Below are 16,146 nucleotides of genomic sequence, written 5' to 3' on the forward strand. Positions count from 1 at the left end.
CGTGAGCAGACGCAAACTCCCCTAAAAACCCTCGCTTTTCGGGTTTTTCACGTCTGCTCGCCGACTTCTATTTCCCGGAGTTCGCGCTTGAGGATCTTGCCGGTCGGATTTCGCGGCAGTTCATCGAGGAAGACGACCTCACGCGGAACCTTGTAGCGGGCGAGGTGATCGCGCACGTAGTGCTTGATGTCGTCCTCACCGATGGACGCGCCGTCGGTCTTGACGACGAAGGCCCGCAGGCGGTGGCCCCACTCCTTGTCCTCCACGCCGATCGCGGTGGCCTCTACAACGTCAGGATGGCCGCTGATCAGGTCCTCGACCTCGGCGGGGAACACGTTCTCGCCGCCGGACACGATCATTTCGTCATCGCGGCCGCTGACGAAGAGCAGTCCGTCCTCGTCGAAATAGCCGACATCACCCGAGGACATCAGGCCGTCGACGATCTGCTTGTGCCCACCGCCGGTGTAGCCCTCGAACGGGAAGAAGTTGCCGACGAAGATCCGGCCCACCTCGCCCTGCGGCAACTCGTTGCCGTCGTCGTCGAGGATCTTGACCTTCACACCCTTGACCACGGGCCCGACGGTGGCCGGGTTCTTCTTCAGATCCTGCGGCCGCGCGATCGTGGCGAACGCGATCTCGGTGGACCCGTAGAGGTTGTAGACGACCGGGCCGAGGTCCTCGAGCGCCCGGGTCGCCAGCTCGGCCCCGAGCTGCGAGCCGGACACGAACACGATGCGCAGCGACGACAGGTCGGGTTTACGCTCCATGCCCTCGAGGGTGTCGAGCATGCGCGACAACATCACCGGCACCACGACGATGGCGGTCACCTTGTGTTTCTCGACGTCCTCGAGCACGGTGGCCGGTTTGAAGCGGCGGCGCAGCACCAGCGTGGTGCCCAGCATCATCGCGATGGTGGCGTGCAGGAAACCCAGCGCGTGAAACATCGGCGCGGGCAGCGACGTAACCTCGTTGGCCCGGAACGGCACGTGCGAGAGCACGCCGCCGATAGGCGCCAGCGTGGGCGGTGTGCTGCGGTTGGCGCCCTTCGGGGTTCCGGTGGTGCCGCTGGTCAAGATGATGACTGACGAGTGCTTGCTGGCCTTGGGTGCGGGCCGCCCGGTGCTGCGGGCGATGACGTCGGCGAGGGTCTCGTCGGTGCTGCCCGACGGCTGCTCCTTATCGGGGTTCTTCCCCAACGCACGCAACTTGCCAAGGGGCGGTTCGGCTTTGGCGACCGCATCGGCATACTCGTCGTCGTAGATGATCAGCTTGGCACCCTCGCGCTCGGAGACCTCCTTGATTTGCGGGCCGGAGAACTCGCTGTTGAGCATGATGATGCGGGCGCCGACGCGGGCGGCACCGTAGAACGCGATGAGGAACCAGCGGTGGTTGCGCGCCAGGATGGCGACCCCGTCGCCGCCCTTGACGCCCATCGCCAGCAGGCCGTTGGCCACACAGTGCGCCGCGTGGTCGAGTTCACCGAACGTGATCTCGCCGTCGTCGTCGATCACCGCGGCGCGGTCCGGGGTGCGGCGGGCGTTGAGCGCCGGGATCATCCCGAACTCACCCCAGCGCCGGATGTCCGCCAACATCGCGGCGATGTTCTGGGGCGGCTCGAGCTTGAACGCTCCAGCGCCGAACATCTTGGTGAAGTAGTGCAATTCGGCCGAGCCGCGTTCGAGAAGCTGCTGCGCTTTGGCCGCGGCCAGCGTCGGGACATCTGTCAGCTTGGGCATACCGCCACAATATGTGACTTGCGTCGCACGGCGGCAGGAATGCTGCGCGCAACTACCATGGCGACATGGCCGGTCCGCTCCAGCTCGAGGTGGGCGGCAGGCAGGTGCGGGTCACCAACCCCGACAAGGTGATCTTTCCCGATCTCGGGGTCACCAAAATCGATCTGATCCACTACTACCTCGCGGTGGCCGACGGCGCCCTGCGCGGGGTCGCGGACCGGCCGATGATCCTCAAGCGGTTCGTCAAGGGCATCACCGAAGAAGCGGTCTTCCAGAAGCGCGCACCCGCGAAGCGACCCGAGTACGTCGACGTTGCGGAGTTGAAATACGCGTCGGGGACGTCGGCCGCCGAGGCCGTCATCTCCGACGCCGCCGGGCTGGTGTGGGCGGTGAACATGGGCTGCGTCGATTTGAACCCGCATCCGGTAAGGGCCGACGACCTCGCACACCCCGACGAGTTGCGCGTCGACCTCGACCCGATGCCCGGCGTGACGTGGCGCCAGATCGTCGACGTCGCCCTGGTCGCCCGTGAGGTCCTCGAGGACCACGGGCTGACGGCGTGGCCCAAGACGTCGGGATCGCGCGGCTTTCACATCTATGCGCGCATCCAACGGCGGTGGCCGTTCAAGTTCGTCCGCCTCGCCGCGCAGGCGGTGGCCCGCGAGGTCGAGCGGCGCGCACCGGATCAGGCCACCGCCCGCTGGTGGAAAGAGGAACGCGAAGGCGTGTTCGTCGACTTCAACCAGAACGCCTTCGACCGCACGGTCGCCTCGGCGTACTCGGTACGCGCGACGCCCGACGCGCGGGTCTCGACACCGCTGCGGTGGGGCGAAGTGCCCGACTGTCAGCCCGAGGAGTTCACGATCGCGACGGTGCCCAAACGGTTCGAGGCCATCGGCGACCCGTGGGCGGACATGGACGACTCGGCCGGTTCGCTGGAGGCCCTGCTCGACCTCGCGGACCGGCTCGGCCCGCCCGAGAAGGCGCCGCGCGGCGCCAAGAAGAGCTCGGCCGGCCGCCGGGTCTCCTCGAAGCCGCTCATCGAGATCGCCCGCACCAAAACCAAGGACGAGGCGATGGCAGCCCTTGACGAGTGGCGCCAACGTTACCCGTCGGTAGCCGAAAAGCTGCGGCCCGCAGATGTTCTCGTCGACGGCATGCGCGGGCCGAGTTCGATCTGGTATCGGATCCGGATCAACCTGCAGCATGTGCCGGAAAAACAGCGGCCACCACAGGAACTCCTGCTCGCCGATTACGACCCGTGGGAGAACTATTCGGGTCCGCAATGGATGCGCCGCGACTGACGATTTGCTACTGCGGCCGAAAACGGCTTCCTTACCAAAGTATTAGCCACCACTCCCGGTTGCCTTAGATTGGCCGCCTACCTTGGACTTCAAGTTGAGGACCTCGAGAGGAGGCAGTGGTGTACGGAAATCCGTCATTCGACTGCGCTGGGGCCCAGATTCACGCGGTTTGTCGCCAACTGGCCACAGTCGTGACCATCAGCGGTGTCGTCGATGACACCAACATCGAGCGCGTTACGGCGTTCGCCCGGCGGTTCGTGCTCGCCGAGAAGGGCTTCGTGCTCGACCTGAGTGGTGTGACTTCGTTTACCCCGCAATGTGTTTCGTTGTTCTACGGCGTAGACGAAGCCTGCTTTGCCACCGAGGTCCAGTGGGCGTTGATCACCAGCGCCGCGGTGGAGGACGCGCTCGGCGGCGTCGCGGCCGGCTTCCCGGTCGCCGCCTCTGTGCCCGACGCCCTTCACCGATTCGCCGCAGGTATCGACGAACGCCGCCGCCTGCTGCCGTTGCTGACCAAGAAGACCGCATAGCGGAAAGGTCCAAATACCGTGCTACTCGATATTCGCTGGCTGGGATACCTGCTCGGTCGGCGGCACGACAAGCGCCCCTAGGGGTTGCTTCGCACCTCGGTATCCGGCGTCGGCGCCGCAGCGCCCTGTAACGCCCGGCTCAGGCCGAGGCACTCGCTACCGCCGCACGGAATCCCGTACAGCGTGGGCAATTGGTTCGGGCCCCGCTCATCGATATGCCTTTCCGGTGGGTTCACACTCGGTATGCAGTCGGCGATCCTGATGCTGCCGGTCATCTCGTTGGTGCACGACTGCGCCCTCGGTAGTAGGGTCGGGTTGGTTTGACCAGCCACCACCACGACCGCGGGTACTGCCGCAAGCGCACCGATGAGCGCCGCGGCGGAAATCACTCGACTGCGATGACATTGGAGTGCCAACATCTCCTCCGTTCTCATTGCGTGTCCTTGAATGCATACCCAGCGGCGCTTCGCGCTACGCCTTCCGCACCGCACGGGCGGGCATATGCACTGGATCGTTGACGGCATGAACGTCATCGGGTCGCGCCCCGATGGCTGGTGGCGTAACCGGGCCGGGGCGATGGCCACGCTCGTCGGCCACCTCGAGCGATGGGCTCCCGAAGACGACCACGTCACGGTGGTCTTCGAACGTCCGCCATCGCCGCCCATCGAGTCCTCCGTCATCACCATCGCCCACGCACCGCGAGCCGCGGCGAACTCCGCCGACGACGAGATCGTGCGGTTGGTGCTCGCCGACGAGCACCCCGCCGACGTCGTTGTCGCCACCTCTGATCGCGCGCTGTCCGAGCGGGTCCGGGCCGCTGGTGCAGCGGTCTACCCGGCGGAGAGGTTGCGCAACCTCGTCGATCCGAGCTGAGCGGCGGCCGGCGCCCACTCGGGCGGGCGGCCCAGGTGCAGCAGGAGCCGGTCGAAGTTCCCTGCCGCCGTGCTGACATCGAGCGCCTTGGCGAACGGAGAGTTCGGCGCGGTGCGGATGTCGCCGTCGGGGACGGCCAGCGCCAGCGGCAGCACGGCACTCAGCACGTCGGCCTCTGGCGTGAACGCCACGCCAAGCGAGCGGGCGACGTCCCAGGCATGCACGACATAGTCCACGAAGTGGAAGCCGATCGCCATCTCGCCGGGAATGGTTGCGCCAGGCCCGAATTCGGGCATGGCGAAGGTGGCGTCGAGCACGCCGTCGGCGTCGAACGCGGCGAGCACCTCGGCTGCTGCCGCGGCGTACGCTGCCGCGGGATCGGCCCGGACCGTATCGGCCACCGTGGCGGGCGCCCAGACCGCCAGGTCTGCGCCCTGTCCGTGGGCCGCCGCGGCGAACCCGTAATGCTGCACGGTCATATGCGCCAGCAGATCGGCAAGATCCCAACCCGCGCACGGCGTCGAACGGTCGAGGTCCTCAGTTGTCACGCCCGCGACGACGTCGACGGATGCGGTGACGGCGCGGCGATGCAGCGGTCGGACGTCAGAGATATTCGTATGCATGCGCTTACGATAGGCACACGTCTATGATTGGTCAATGCCTAATATCCGGTCATGCCCTTCGAGGCCAACCGCCCCGACCTGGCCGCGATGCTCGCCCCACTCATCCGCGAGTTGATCGCCGCCGAGCAGCCCGTGCTGGCCGAACACGGGCTGTCGATGTGGGGGTACGCCGTACTCCTGGCACTCGACAACGCGCCGGTGCGCACCCAGGCCGCGCTGGCCTCCGCCATCGGCGCCGACAAGACGCGCATCATTCCCACGCTCGACGAACTGCAGGCCAAGGGCTACATCGAGCGCAGACCCGACCCCGACGACCGGCGGGTGCGCCTGCTGGCGATCACCGACACCGGCCGGGCGGTAAAGGATGCGGCGCAGGCCGACATCCAACGCGGCGAGGAGCAGTGGCTTTCAGTGCTCTCGGCCGGAGACCGACGGGTGTTTCTGCGCGCGCTCGCCGAGATGACGGGCTCTGGGCGGCGCCCATAAGCTCAGACGGATGAACCGCCTCGATCGCTTCTTCGAGATCTCGGCGCGGGGATCGACGGTGGCGACCGAGGTTCGCGGTGGCCTGGTCACGTTCATCGCGATGGCCTACATCATCGTGCTCAACCCGAGCATCCTCGGGGGCAGCGACGACGTCGCAGGCAACAGCCTGGCGTTCGAGCAGGTCTCGGCGGTGACGGCGCTGGCCGCGGGTGTGATGACCATCCTGTTCGGCCTGGTGGCGCGGCTACCGTTCGGGTTCGCCGCCGGCCTTGGCATCAACTCGTTCGTCGCCACCACCCTGGTCGGCTCGCTGACCTGGGCCGAGGCCATGGGCCTCGTGGTCGTCAACGGCGTGATCATCGTGGTCCTGGCCGCCACCGGGCTGCGCCGGCTGGTGTTCGATGCGGTGCCGATGCCGCTCAAGCTGGCCATCACGGCAGGCATCGGGTTGTTCATCCTGTTCATCGGGCTGGTCGACGCCGGCTTCATCAGCGCCACCGGGCTGCCGTCCCCGCCGGTGGGGTTGGGCGGCGACGGAAGCGGTTCGATCAGCACGGTGCCGACGGTGGTGTTCGTGGTGACGTTGCTGCTCACCGCGGTTCTGGTTGCTCGACGGGTGCCTGGCGCGATCTTGATCGGGCTTACCGCGGGCACCACTGCCGCAGTGGTCATCGAGGCCATCTGGCATCTCGGCTCGGCGGCCGAGCATCCCGGCGGCTGGTCGTTGGGGGCGCCGACGCTGTCGGGTTCGCCGTTCGCGGTGCCCGATCTGTCGCTGGTCGGCGCGGTCAGCCTGGACAGCTTCGGACGCATCGGTGTGATCGCCGCCGTCATGTTCGTGTTCACGCTGGTTTTCGCGAACTTCTTCGACGCGATGGGCACGTTCACCGGACTGTCCCGCGAGGCCGACCTGGCCGACGAGAAGGGCACCTTCCCGCGCCTGCGCTCGGCGCTGATCGTCGAGGGCACTGGCGCGGTCGTGGGCGGTGCGACGTCGGCGTCGTCGAACACCGTCTTCGCCGAATCGGGCGCCGGCATCGGTGAGGGCGCCAGGACCGGTTTGGCCAACCTGGTGACCGGCGGGCTGTTTCTGGCCGCGATGTTCGTCTCGCCGCTGGCGTCCGTGGTGCCGACCGAAGTCGCAGCGGCCGCGCTGGTCATCGTCGGCGTGATGATGGCATCGCACCTGCGTGACATCGACCTCTCGGAGTTCTCGGTTGCGCTGCCGGTGGTGCTCACCGTCGTCGCGATGCCGTTCTCCTACTCGATCGCCAACGGCATCGGCGTCGGGTTCATCGCCTGGGTCGTATTGCGTTCGGCCACCGGCAAGTTCCGCGAAATCAGCCCGCTGCTGTGGATCGTGGCCGCGGGATTTCTGCTCTACTTCGCCCGCGGCTGGATCGAGTCGCTGATCGGCATGTAAAGCCGCTCAGCTGTCGGCTTCCCCGTCGGCCTGGCGCTTCTGCTTCTCCGCGTCGGCCAGATCTGACATCTGGTCGGCCTGGGAGCGCTTGTTCGCCGCCGCGACGCGTTTGTCCGTCGAATCGTTGAGCTTCGCGGTGGCCGCCGCCGCGGCTTGCTGTTCGGCCTTGGTGATCTCGGCGCGCTCCTGGTTCTTGGCCGATTCGACGGACTTCTTCCGCCGCTCAGCGACTTCGTCGGCCCGCTTGGTACCGCCGGAGATACGGTTTTCGGCATTCTCGACCGCTGCGCGGTTGCGCTGCTGAGCGTTGCTTTGTGCCTGCTTGACTTGCTGGTTCTTGTCCTCGCGGGCCTGGTTCTTGGCTTCAGCCGCTTCCTGGCGGGTGCGCTTCAATTCGGTGTTGGCGTGCTTGACCCGCTCGGTGGCGGTCTCCTCGAGCTGGGTGGCACGGCGCAGCGCGTCGCTGCGCTCGAGCAGTGCCGTGCCCCGCTGTTCCACCTCGGGGGCGTCGAGCACGCTTCCGACGGTGACGTCGAGCTTGCCGAGCGAACGCTCATAGAACAGCCGCGCCGGCGCCTCGGAGTCCATCCGGGAGACCACCTGCTCCTCGATCACCTGCAGGGGCAACCGGGCGAGCTGATACTGGAAGCGCAGTACTGCGAACGGAACATCGGTGATTTTCATCGTCAGCTCCCTTCCCGGTCGTTCGGTACGCCCGCCTCATCGGCCAGTTCTTCGGCGCGCTCGCGGGCACGCGCGGCGTCAGCGCGGTCATGCGCCGATGCCCGCACGGACTCCCATTGGTCATCGAGTGCCTCGTCGGCTTCTGCGTGTGCGGCGGCGGTTTCGGCACGCTCTTCGGCCCGGGCCTCCTGCACCTGCCGTTGCGCATCGCGCTGGGCCTGCTGCCGCTCGGCAGCCAGGTCCTGGTGGGCGGCCTCGGTCACGGTGCGCTTTTCGGCGGCCCGCTGCCGGTCGGCCTGTTGCTTTTCGGCCGCGGCCGCTGCCTCTACCCCGGTGCGCTCGGCGGCGCCTTCGAGGCGGGCTTCGGCGGCCTCGGCGCGCGCCTGCTCAGCTTCGGCCTCTGCCACCGATGCGGTGGTGCTGGCCTCCTTGCGCTTGCGGGCCTCGGTCTGCTCGAGTTGTCCCTCAGCGGTAAGCGAGTCGTTGCCGGTGACGGCGCCGACGATCTCTTTCGCCTTGCCCTTCACCGACGCGAGCATCCCCTTACGCGCCTGATCAGCCTTGTTGTGCTGGGTCACTTGTTCCTCCTGAAACTGTCTGGGGACGGGTTTCACCGATCGCGGCGATGTCAAACGCGATGTGCCCAGGCCCACTCCAAGGCCCAACTACACGTGGCGTCGGTCATCGGGGGCGTTGCGGGTGCGCCCGAGAATCAGACCCAACGCGAGCATTCCGACAGCCAGACCGAAGTGCAGCCAATCATCGGCAGTGTTGAGCGGCACAAAGTTGGCGGCGGAGTCATGGTCGATGATCAGCCCGTAAAGCCACAGCAACGCATAGACGATGCCGCTGACGATCAGAAAACCGCGCGCCCCGTTGAAGGTGCGCGACAGCGCCAGCCCCAACACTCCGAACAACAGGTGCACGATGTTGTGCAGGACCGAGACGTTGAACACGCCCAACAGCAGGGCCCCGGAATGGTGGCCGGCGAACGTCATCGTGTCGTAGTTCGTGGTGATGCCCGGGACGAAGCCGAGCACGCCCACCAGTAAAAACACCGCGCCGACGGCGAGCGACGCCCACTGCACGGGTGCCCGGCCGGACGTCGGTGAAGCCGCGGGACTGCCTTGAGTACCTGGAGTTGCCATGGCCGCCGGGTAGCCGATCGGGCGCTGTTGAAACGCGCGAAAGTTTCGCTACCAGCAGCACCGGTAACGCTCGTGCCATGAGTGAGGATTGGGAGTGCGTCGTGGTCGGCGGCGGCGCCGCGGGATTGAGCGCCGCGTTGGTGTTGGGCCGGGCGCGCAGACGCACCCTGCTGGTCGACGCCGGCGAGCAGAGCAACTCCGCGGCGTCGGCGATCGGCGGGCTGCTGGGCCACGACGGCCGCGCGCCCGACCAGCTGTATGCGGCCGGGCGCCGTGAGTTGGCCGCATATCCGAGCGTGCAGTACCGCGAGGGTCAGGTGGTCAGCGGAGCCGCCGTCGACAACCGGTTTCTGCTGGACCTGGACAACGGTGAGCAGGTAGCCGCCCGGCGGGTACTGCTGGCCACCGGGATGCAATATTGCCCGCCGGACCTTCCTGGGCTCGACGCGCTGTGGGGCACCTCGGTGTTTCAATGCCCGTTCTGTCACGGCTGGGAAATGCGGGACAAGCGGCTGGCCACCCTGGCCGCAGGGGAGGAAGCGGTCCACTCGGCGCTGATGCTGCGCGGCTGGAGCGACGACATCGTCCTCCTCACCGACGGGGCCGCCGAACTCGACGCCGATGCGCGCCGACGGCTGGACGCAGCCAACGTCGCGATCGACGAACGCCGCGTCGTCGAACTCATCAGCCACGACGGAACGCTGACCGCGATCGCATTCGCCGACGGTGACCGGCTACCGCGGGACGGGCTCCTGGTCGAAGCCCCGCTGCGCCAGCGTTCGCCACTTGCCGAAAAGTTGGGCGCCGCCTGCGCCGAAGGCGCCCTTTCTGCCGACACCGTCGGCGTGGACGCACTGCACCGAACCAGCGCACCGGGCGTGTTCGCCGCTGGCGACCTGTGCGCTGAACAGCCGTATGTGGCCGGGGCCATCGCCGCGGGATCCCAAACCGCGATGATCATCGTCCAGAGCTTGTTGGCCGACGAATTCCAACTGCCCTATCCGCCGGACGGCGACTAAGCCGGGTAGCAGCGGGTAATCCGCCGCTGGAGGTGGTGCGATGCGCGTGGTGGTGGTAGGTGCGACAGGCAACGTCGGAACGAGCGTGGTCGAGGTGCTCGCGGGCGACGAGCAGGTCGACACGATCGTGGGAATCGCCCGCCGCCGGCCGAAGTGGCAGCCGGCGAAGACGACCTGGGTCGAGGCCGACATATCGCGTCACGCACTCGATGAGCACTTCCGCAGCGCCGACGCCGTCGTGCACCTGGCGTGGCTTTTTCAGCCGACACACGATGAATTGGCGACCTGGACCAACAACGTGCTCGGCGCGATCCGGGTCTTCGACGCGGTGGCGCGCGCCGGCGTCGGCGTGTTGGTGTACGCGTCGTCGGTTGGGGCGTACTCACCCGGGCCCACGGATCGCGGTGTCGACGAGACATGGCCGACCCATGCGCTGCCGACTGCGGCCTATGGGCGCGAAAAGTCCTACCTGGAACGGGTTCTCGACGCGTTCGAACGTGACCACCCACAGATCCGGGTCGTGCGGTTGCGGCCGGGCTTCATCTTCAAACGCGAATCCGCATCCGAGCAACGCCGACTCTTCGCGGGCCCGCTGCTGCCCAGAATATTGGCGCGCCCTTCGCTGCTGCCGATCGTGCCGGACTTGCGCGGCCTACGCCTGCAGGCGTTGCACTCGCTTGACGCGGCGCACGCGTTTCGGTTGGCCGTGCTGCGGCCGGTGCACGGCGCGTTCAACGTCGCGGCCGACCCTGTTGTCGATCCCCGTTCCCTCGGTGAACTTCTCGGCGCGCGACCGGTGAAGCTGCCCGTCGCGCCCATCCGTGCGGCGGTGGCCGCGGCGTGGCGGTTGCATCTTGTTCCTGCCAGCCCGACGCTGTTCGATCTGGCGCTGAGCTTGCCGATCATGGACACCACGCGGGCGCACACCGAACTCGGCTGGACGCCTTCCCACACGGCGCTCGAGGCGATCGGCGAGTTTCTCGAAGGGTTGCGGGCTGGTGGGGGTATGCCCACCCCGCCCTTGGATTCGAACGCGGGCGGACGATTTCGCGAGAAGGAGCTTCTGACCGGCGTGGGGCAACAAGCGACACCCTAGGTCGTTGCGCCGCGACCGTAACGTTCGATGAGCCTGTGTTTGTAGAGCTTTCCGGCGTCGGTACGCGGCAGCTGCGGTTCGAACGAGATGGAGCGTGGGCATTTGTAGTGCGCCAACCGCTCTTTGAGCCAACCCATCAACGTTGCGGCCAGTGCGTCGCAGGCCAGTTCCGGCTGCGTCAACTGCACGACTGCCTTGACGCGCTGGCCCATCACCTCGTCGGGCACGCCGAACACGGCCGCGTCGACGACGAGCGGATGGCTGACCAACATGTTCTCCGTCTCCTGCGGATAGATGTTCACGCCGCCGGAGATGATCGTGTGGTCTCGTCGGTCGGTGAGATACAGATAGCCGTCCCGGTCGAGGTACCCGACGTCTCCGACCGTGACCCAGCCCTGCGGTGACCGCGCGGCGGCGGTTTTGGCATCGTCGTTGAGATAGGCGAACTCGTATCCGCCCTCGTAGTAGATCTCACCAACTCGCCCTGCGGAGACTTCGGATCCGTTCTCGTCGAGGATGTGCGGCGTTCCCATCAGCGGACGCCCGACCGATCCCGGGTGACGCAGCCACTCCTCGGCGCGGATGAAGGAGATGCCCGCGCCCTCCGAGGAGCCGTAGTACTCGTCGACGATCGGTCCCCACCACTGGATCATCTGACGCTTGATCTCCGGCGGGCACGGCGCCGCGGCATGCACGACGCGTTCGAGGGTGGACAGGTCGTATTCAACGCGGGTCGCTTCGGGCAGCCGCAACATCTTGACGAACATCGCCGGTACGAACTGTGCGTGGGTGACCCGGTGGCGCTGAATGCATGCCAACGCGTCCTCGGCGTCGAACCGTTCCATGATCACCGTCGTGGCCCCGGTGGCCTGAGCACACATGGTCCACATCGCTGGGGCGGTGTGGTACAGGGGCGCCGGGCTCAGGTACACCGATTCGGTGCTCACGCCGAGCCTTTCGAACACCGGTGTCGACGGTTTGGCGCCCCGCGCGGGACCGCTGCTGCCGCGCGGGCGCTTGATGCCTTTGGGCCGGCCGGTGCTGCCCGACGAGTACTGCAGCAGCTCACCTTCGTCGTGCGCGCTGAAATGGGTGGCTGGTTCGTGGGCAACGCATTCCGGGTAGCGCAGCCACCCGTCGAGGTCGGCATCGGCGATCATCGTGACGGCGGGCAATCCGTTGGGCAGGTGATCGGCGAATACCGCGCATATGTCTCGTGTTCCTGCCGACCCGATCAGCGCCTTGGCTGCACAGTCGCCCACGATGTATGCCGCCTCGGAAGCGGTGAGGTGGGTGTTGAGCAGCGTGTAGTACAGGCCACTTCGACGGGCGGCCCACATCATGGCGTGGACGTGCTCGTTGTTGTCCATCAGGATCGCGACGGTGTCCCCGGCGACGATCCCGCGGCGGTGCAGCAGATGGGCGATCTGGTTGGCGCGTCGGTCCAGTTCGGCGTAGGTCACCACCTTGCCACTGGAGTTCAGGATGATCGCCGGCTTGTCCGGGGATACTTGATCGTTCAGCCGCATCCGCGCACCACCACCGCATCCAGGGTAGACCGCGAGCAGTAACGGCGGGCGAGTATGAGAATATCTATTCTCATACTCCTGTAGTTCGAGGGCCGCACCGGAAGAGGGCTTGTCAGATGGGTGGACAACCAGTCGATCTCGATGGAGCGCGAACGCTCATCGTCGGCGCGTCATCGGGTATCGGCCAGGCGTTCGCCGTCGCGGCCCACGCCCGTGGCGCGCGGGTAGCGTTGGCGGCACGGCGCGTCGACGTACTGGAGAAGTCAGCCGCCATGCTGGACGGCTCGGCTCACGAACTCGACGTGTCCAAACCCCCGGCCATCGAACCGGTCGTAAACCAGGTCGCCGATGTCCTCGGCGGGCTCGACGTGGTTGTGTTCACCAGCACCGTGGTTCCTTTCGCCCACATCGAGGACACCGACATCACCACGTGGGTGCATGCCTACACCGTGAACGCCGTCGGCGCCTCACATGTGCTGCGCGCGGCACTGCCGCACCTATCGGCCGATCCGGTGATCTTGGTGGCGTCCAGCCATGATGTCGGTCGTCCGCGCGCCGGGGTCGCCGCCTACAACGCGAGCAAGGCCGCGCTGAACGAGATCCTGCGCGCCTGGCGTAGCGAACATCCCGAGTTGCCGATCATCCGGGTCAGCGTCGGACCGACCGAGGGCACCGAGATCCTGCGGGGTGCCGACCGTGACCTGCTCGCCGAGCTGTACCGGGCGTGGGCGCACCACGGTCAGATACCCCAACAGATGTCGGCCGTTTCGGATGTCGCCGAGACGTTGGTGTCGCTGGTGGCCGCGGCCCGCCGTTCACCGACCGTGGTGCCCGAGATCGTCCACCTTGCACCGCGGATCACCGGGCGCTGACGCTTTCTTTCGCCGATTTCGCCGCGGCCCAGCCCAGCGCGTTTTCGCCGAGGATGCCGCAGATGCCTGTACTGCGAGTGATTCAGTGGTCCACCGGTGGAGTCGGAACCGAGATGGTCACCACGATCCTGGACCATCGGCCCGATCTCCAGCCGGTCGGTGCCCGGGTGTATGTGGTGTACCGGTAGCCGATCGGCGTCACGGTCGGCGGCGACTATTCGCAGCACTGGCCACAGCCCAGGGACGCTTGGACGTTGACCATCGATGGCGATCCGTCGATGCAGACCCACTTCTTCGGTCTGGCCAGCTTCAGCCGGCAGGCCTCGATCGCCGAACATGTGCGGTTCCCGCGGGTTCTGGCAAACTAGGCCGCGACCGCTTCAGTCCCACACCACCTCGAGGCGCGGCGGTGACCGGAACATCATTCCGGTGATGAAGGGCGCCGGCGCGTCGGGGTCCAGCCGCAGCCCCGGGAGTTCGTCGAACAAGGCGTTGAAGATCTTGGTGGTTTCCAGACGGGCCAGATGCATGCCGAGGCAGACGTGCGCACCGTGTGCGAATCCGATGTGGGGCTTGCGCTCCCGGTAGATGTCGAAATTCTCCGCGCGATCCCAGCGGGTTTCGTCATGGTTGGCGCTGCCGAGGCTGAGCATCATCGTCGCGCCCTTCGGCAGCGCCACCCCCGCCAGCTCGGTGTCACAGGTGACCTCGCGCATGAAGTTGAGCAGTGGGGTCTCCCAACGGATTCCCTCTTCGATGGCCTGCGGCAGCAGGGAGCGGTCCGCCCGCACCGCGTCGAGCTGGTCGGGATGGGTGAGCAATCCGAACGCCAGGCTCGCCGTCGACCGTGAAGTGGTCTCCGCGCCCGCGGGCAGCAGGTTGCGCATGAAGCCGTAGATCTGTTCATCGGACATCTTGATACCGTTGACCTCGGCTGCCGCGAGGATCGACACCATGTCGTCCTTGGGCGACCTACGCTTGTCGGCGAGGATCTCGACGAAGTAATCCTTCATCTGCGCGGATGCGCGCAGCGCGCAGTCCATGTCGGCGCGAAAGCCCAGCAGGTCGATGGCGAGTCGGTGGAACTGCGGAACGTCGGAATCAGGTAGGCCCAGCAGCGCAGCGATCACCCGCACCGGAATCGGCATGAACACCGCGTCGACCAGGTCAGCGCGTTTGGCGTCTTTGATTTTCGCGATGGTGTGGTTCACCAGCGGGCCAACGAGTTCGGTGTCCCACCGTTTCATCGACGACCGCGCGAACGCGAATTCATGGAGCTTGCGGTATACCGCGTGTTCGGGGTCCTGCATTTCGAGGATGGTCGGTCCCTGCAGCGGTCGCACGACGTCCTCGTAGCAGCGCGTGCTGAACGTGATGTGGTCGGTGAAGATCGCCTTGACGGTGTCGAACGTGTAGGCGGTGAAGGTCGGTGGCCCATCGCCGGAGTTACCGACCATGCCCATCTCCGGCCAGCCCGGATGGATGGGGCCCTGTGCGCGCAGTTCCTCGAGCAACGGGTACGGCGACGCGTCGCCGTCGGCGCCCATGCCCGCGTTGAACTTCTCCTGCGCTTCCCGGATCTGCTGCTCGAGGTCTTCGGTCGCCGGCTCCACCACGCAACTCAACATACACCCTGTCGGTTGCGGTTTGTATAGGGTAGGTTGATCGGCCGTGGGTGATTCGGGCCCACCAAACCGCAACCAGGAGCGTTCGATTGGCTATCCGGGTCGTTCAGTGGGCCACCGGTGCGGTCGGGCGGGCCGCACTCGCCGAGCTCATCGAGAACCCTGATTTCCAGCTGGTCGGGGTGCTGGTCTATGACCCGGACAAAGCCGGGGTGGATGCCGGCGCGCTGTGTGGCCTGCCCGCGACCACCGGCGTCGCCGCGACGACGGACAAGGAGGCGATCGCCGCGCTCGGGGCCGACGTGGTGGTGCACGCGGCCAGCAAGGCCCACGCCGTGGAGACGAACGCCGAGGACATCTGCCGGTTGCTGGCCGCCGGGTCCAGCGTGATCACCACGACCTCCTACAACCACCTGCCGACCTACGGCGCCGACGTCGAGGCCGCCTTCGCCCGGGCGTGCGCGGAGGGGAACTCGAGGTTTCACGCCGCGGGCGAGAACCCCGGGTTCATGTTCGAGCGCCTTGTCACGACGATCACCGGGTTGAGCAAGAGCATCGAGCGCATCGACCTCTATGAAGCAGTCGACGTCTCGGGCATCGACAGCAGGCCCATGCTCGTCGACCTGATGGGGATGGGCCGTCCACCTGAGGATGTGAGCGCCGACTCCCCGATCATCGCCAAGCTCGACATGGCCTACCGTCAAGCGCTCAACGCCACCGCCGACGTTCTCGGCATCACGCTGTCGGACATCGCGGTCAGCGTCGAGTGCACCACCCTCGACCATCCCATCGAAATCGCGGTCGGGACCATCGACCCGGGGTTGGTTGTGGGCCAACGCTTCTCGTGGACCGGCTGGTGGGAGGGCCGCGGTCTGCTGGCCATCCACGAAGAGTGGGTGTTGACCCGCGACCTGCCGCAATGGGGTCTTCGGCCGCTGGCCGACGGCGAGAAGGCACCGCTCATCCGGGCCGTCATCAAGGGCGTGCCGAGTTTCGAGTTGCAACTCGATGTCGGGTGGGATGGCGCGAGCGGCCAAGCATGGGATGACGTGCCGCCCGGGTTCGACGACGCCAACCCCGGACACCTGATGATCGGGATGAGCGCGGTGCGGGCGATCCCCTACGTGCTGGCCGCGCCGCCGGGAATCGTCACCGCGCCCGTGTTCGGCGCGATCCAGCTGTAGCCGCACCTGACCTC

17 protein-coding genes are annotated in these 16,146 nt (G+C 66.8%); 10 read left to right on the forward strand and 7 right to left on the reverse strand.

Features of this window, described 5'->3' with window-relative positions; genetic code table 11:
* Positions 1-47: 47 nt before the first annotated feature.
* Positions 48-1,736 carry a long-chain-fatty-acid--CoA ligase FadD2 gene (fadD2, locus tag ABQF13_RS09665; RefSeq protein ID WP_448392497.1) on the reverse strand — a complete coding sequence of 563 codons (1,689 nt, stop codon included), beginning with the start codon at positions 1,734-1,736 and terminating at the stop codon, positions 48-50.
* A gap of 65 nt (positions 1,737-1,801) precedes the next feature.
* Here fadD2 and ABQF13_RS09670 point away from each other — a divergent pair, with 65 nt between their 5' ends.
* From ABQF13_RS09670 to ABQF13_RS09680, 3 genes are all read left to right on the forward strand, one after another.
* Entirely contained in the window at positions 1,802-3,040 is a 1,239-nt protein-coding gene (locus ABQF13_RS09670) for a DNA polymerase domain-containing protein (protein ID WP_448392498.1), read from the forward strand.
* Between the two features lie 191 nt (positions 3,041-3,231).
* The gene (locus tag ABQF13_RS09675) at positions 3,232-3,570 is read left to right on the forward strand and encodes an STAS domain-containing protein (protein WP_448392499.1); all 339 of its coding nucleotides are present in this window, start codon (positions 3,232-3,234) and stop codon (positions 3,568-3,570) included.
* A gap of 501 nt (positions 3,571-4,071) precedes the next feature.
* Positions 4,072-4,443 (forward strand): NYN domain-containing protein, encoded by a 372-nt coding sequence (locus tag ABQF13_RS09680; protein WP_448392687.1) that lies wholly within the window; start codon positions 4,072-4,074, stop codon positions 4,441-4,443.
* Here the strand turns inward: ABQF13_RS09680 and ABQF13_RS09685 are convergent.
* Positions 4,401-5,066 carry a TIGR03086 family metal-binding protein gene (locus ABQF13_RS09685; RefSeq protein ID WP_448392500.1) on the reverse strand — a complete coding sequence of 222 codons (666 nt, stop codon included), beginning with the start codon at positions 5,064-5,066 and terminating at the stop codon, positions 4,401-4,403. The two genes, ABQF13_RS09680 and ABQF13_RS09685, sit on opposite strands and share 43 nt — an antisense overlap.
* A 51-nt stretch (positions 5,067-5,117) precedes the next feature.
* On the opposite strand from ABQF13_RS09685, the gene ABQF13_RS09690 reads away from it, so the two are divergent.
* Both ABQF13_RS09690 and ABQF13_RS09695 read left to right on the forward strand, forming a co-directional pair.
* Positions 5,118-5,552 carry a MarR family winged helix-turn-helix transcriptional regulator gene (locus tag ABQF13_RS09690; protein WP_448392501.1) on the forward strand — a complete coding sequence of 145 codons (435 nt, stop codon included), beginning with the start codon at positions 5,118-5,120 and terminating at the stop codon, positions 5,550-5,552.
* Between the two features lie 10 nt (positions 5,553-5,562).
* Positions 5,563-6,975: an NCS2 family permease gene (locus ABQF13_RS09695; RefSeq protein ID WP_448392502.1), complete on the forward strand. Its 1,413-nt coding sequence runs from the start codon at positions 5,563-5,565 to the stop codon at positions 6,973-6,975.
* Positions 6,976-6,981: 6 nt separating this feature from the next.
* On the opposite strand, the gene ABQF13_RS09700 is transcribed toward ABQF13_RS09695, so the two are convergent.
* From ABQF13_RS09700 to ABQF13_RS09710, 3 genes are all read right to left on the reverse strand, one after another.
* A complete protein-coding gene (locus ABQF13_RS09700) occupies positions 6,982-7,659 on the reverse strand; it encodes an IF2 family translation initiation factor (RefSeq protein ID WP_448392503.1) in 678 nt (225 codons plus the stop codon).
* Between the two features lie 2 nt (positions 7,660-7,661).
* On the reverse strand, positions 7,662-8,237 hold the full coding sequence (locus ABQF13_RS09705) for a CsbD family protein (RefSeq protein ID WP_448392504.1): 576 nt from the start codon (positions 8,235-8,237) through the stop codon (positions 7,662-7,664).
* Between the two features lie 87 nt (positions 8,238-8,324).
* On the reverse strand, positions 8,325-8,807 hold the full coding sequence (locus ABQF13_RS09710) for a DUF4383 domain-containing protein (protein ID WP_448392505.1): 483 nt from the start codon (positions 8,805-8,807) through the stop codon (positions 8,325-8,327).
* 77 nt (positions 8,808-8,884) lie between these two features.
* Between ABQF13_RS09710 and ABQF13_RS09715 the strand changes: the two genes are divergently transcribed.
* Both ABQF13_RS09715 and ABQF13_RS09720 read left to right on the forward strand, forming a co-directional pair.
* Positions 8,885-9,826: an NAD(P)/FAD-dependent oxidoreductase gene (locus tag ABQF13_RS09715; protein WP_448392506.1), complete on the forward strand. Its 942-nt coding sequence runs from the start codon at positions 8,885-8,887 to the stop codon at positions 9,824-9,826.
* A gap of 40 nt (positions 9,827-9,866) precedes the next feature.
* Entirely contained in the window at positions 9,867-10,922 is a 1,056-nt protein-coding gene (locus tag ABQF13_RS09720) for an NAD-dependent epimerase/dehydratase family protein (protein ID WP_448392507.1), read from the forward strand.
* Here the strand turns inward: ABQF13_RS09720 and fadD4 are convergent.
* Positions 10,919-12,451, reverse strand: a complete 1,533-nt coding sequence (gene fadD4, locus ABQF13_RS09725; RefSeq protein ID WP_448392508.1) for a fatty-acid--CoA ligase FadD4 — start codon at positions 12,449-12,451, stop codon at positions 10,919-10,921. The two genes, ABQF13_RS09720 and fadD4, sit on opposite strands and share 4 nt — an antisense overlap.
* A gap of 116 nt (positions 12,452-12,567) precedes the next feature.
* Here fadD4 and ABQF13_RS09730 point away from each other — a divergent pair, with 116 nt between their 5' ends.
* Entirely contained in the window at positions 12,568-13,323 is a 756-nt protein-coding gene (locus ABQF13_RS09730) for an SDR family oxidoreductase (protein ID WP_448392509.1), read from the forward strand.
* A 62-nt stretch (positions 13,324-13,385) separates the two neighbouring features.
* Positions 13,386-13,511 (forward strand): hypothetical protein, encoded by a 126-nt coding sequence (locus ABQF13_RS09735; RefSeq protein ID WP_448392510.1) that lies wholly within the window; start codon positions 13,386-13,388, stop codon positions 13,509-13,511.
* A 192-nt stretch (positions 13,512-13,703) separates the two neighbouring features.
* Here the strand turns inward: ABQF13_RS09735 and ABQF13_RS09740 are convergent, their stop codons facing one another.
* On the reverse strand, positions 13,704-14,939 hold the full coding sequence (locus ABQF13_RS09740) for a cytochrome P450 (protein WP_448392511.1): 1,236 nt from the start codon (positions 14,937-14,939) through the stop codon (positions 13,704-13,706).
* Between the two features lie 98 nt (positions 14,940-15,037).
* Between ABQF13_RS09740 and ABQF13_RS09745 the strand changes: the two genes are divergently transcribed.
* Complete coding sequence (locus ABQF13_RS09745) at positions 15,038-16,132, forward strand: NAD(P)H-dependent amine dehydrogenase family protein (RefSeq protein ID WP_448392512.1); 1,095 nt, start codon at positions 15,038-15,040, stop codon at positions 16,130-16,132.
* Positions 16,133-16,146: the final 14 nt, after the last annotated feature.

It is taken from the genome of Mycolicibacterium sp. XJ879, assembly GCF_053483935.1.